The sequence below is a fragment of the Streptomyces aurantiacus genome (assembly GCF_001418335.1).
Classification (GTDB): Bacteria; Actinomycetota; Actinomycetes; order Streptomycetales; family Streptomycetaceae; genus Streptomyces; species Streptomyces aurantiacus.
The window spans coordinates 3,204-4,429 of sequence record NZ_LIPP01000502.1; the positions used below are offsets into that span (position 1 = coordinate 3,204).

1 protein-coding gene is annotated in these 1,226 nt (G+C 72.2%); it reads right to left on the minus strand.

The features are described from left to right. Positions 1-1,226, minus strand: a 1,226-nt coding sequence (locus AOK01_RS45940; RefSeq protein ID WP_281181502.1) for an AfsR/SARP family transcriptional regulator, incomplete at both ends; no start/stop codon positions are given.

Genomic DNA, 1,226 nt, shown 5'->3' on the forward strand with positions numbered 1-1,226 from the left:
TCGCCGGCGACCAGGCCGGTGAGCTCGTTGCGGCTGGTGACGATCACCAGAGAGCCGGGCGAGCCGGGCAGCAGGGGGCGGACCTGATCGGTGTCCCGGGCGTTGTCGAGGAGGATCAGCACCCGCCGGTTGGCGAGCAGGCTGCGGTACAGGGCCACTTGGGCGTCGAGACCTACGGGTATCCGCTGCGGTGGGACGTCGAGCGCGTCGAGGAAGGTACGGATGGCCTCCCCCGGCGTCACGATCGGGGCGACCGGATCGAAACCGCGCAGATTGATGAAGAGCTGTCCGTCGGGGAAACGGTGGGCGATCCGGTGGGCCCAGTGCACCGCCAGGGTGGTCTTGCCGATGGCGGCCATGCCGTCGATCGCACTGATCACCACCGTGGCCGGGGACTCACGGTCCTCGGGCAACAGGGCCTGGGTCTGCTCCAGTTCGGCCTGTCGACCGGTGAACGTGGGCAGGTCGGCGGGCAGTTGCGCGGGGCGTGCCACGGACGTGGCGGCCCGGTCGGGCGAGTGGAGCCACGCGGGCAGGTCGGCCGGGGTCTCCGGCGCATCGCCGTCGCGCGCCGCCGGCGAGGGGTCGAGCGACCGGTCGGCGGCCAGGATGCGATGGTGCAGTTCCCGCAACGGTGCGCCGGGCTCGATGCCCAGCTCGGTCACCAGGGTGCTCCGCGTCCTGCGGTAGGCCGCCAGTGCGTCGGCCTGCCGTCCGGACCGGTACAGCGCCAGCATGAGCAGCCGGCACAGCTGCTCCCGCAGCGGGTGTTCGCCGGTCAGCGAGGTCAACTCGGCGATGGCTTCGCTGTGGCGCCCGAGCTGGACATCGATCTCCAGGCGGGTCTCCAGCGTGTTCAGCCGCTCCTCGTGCAGCCTGGACCGCTCGGCCTCGGCCAGCGGACCGGGAAGTCCGGCCAGCGGTGTTCCCTCCCACTCGTCGAGCGCGGTGTGCAGCAGTTCCCCGGCGGCGGACACCTCGCCCGCGGCACGCAGCTTCTTCGCTTCCGCCAGCCGCGCCTCGAACACCCCCACGTCCAGAGCGCCTTCCGGGACACGGACCAGGTAACCGTCCGCGGCCGAGACGACCACCCGCGGGGGTTCTCCCGCGGCACGCCCGGGCTCCAGGACCTTGCGCAGCCGTGACACATAGGTGCGCAGGACGGACACGGCCGCCGTCGGTGGCTCCTCGCCCCAGACGGCGTCGACGAGTTCGCCGACCGTGAC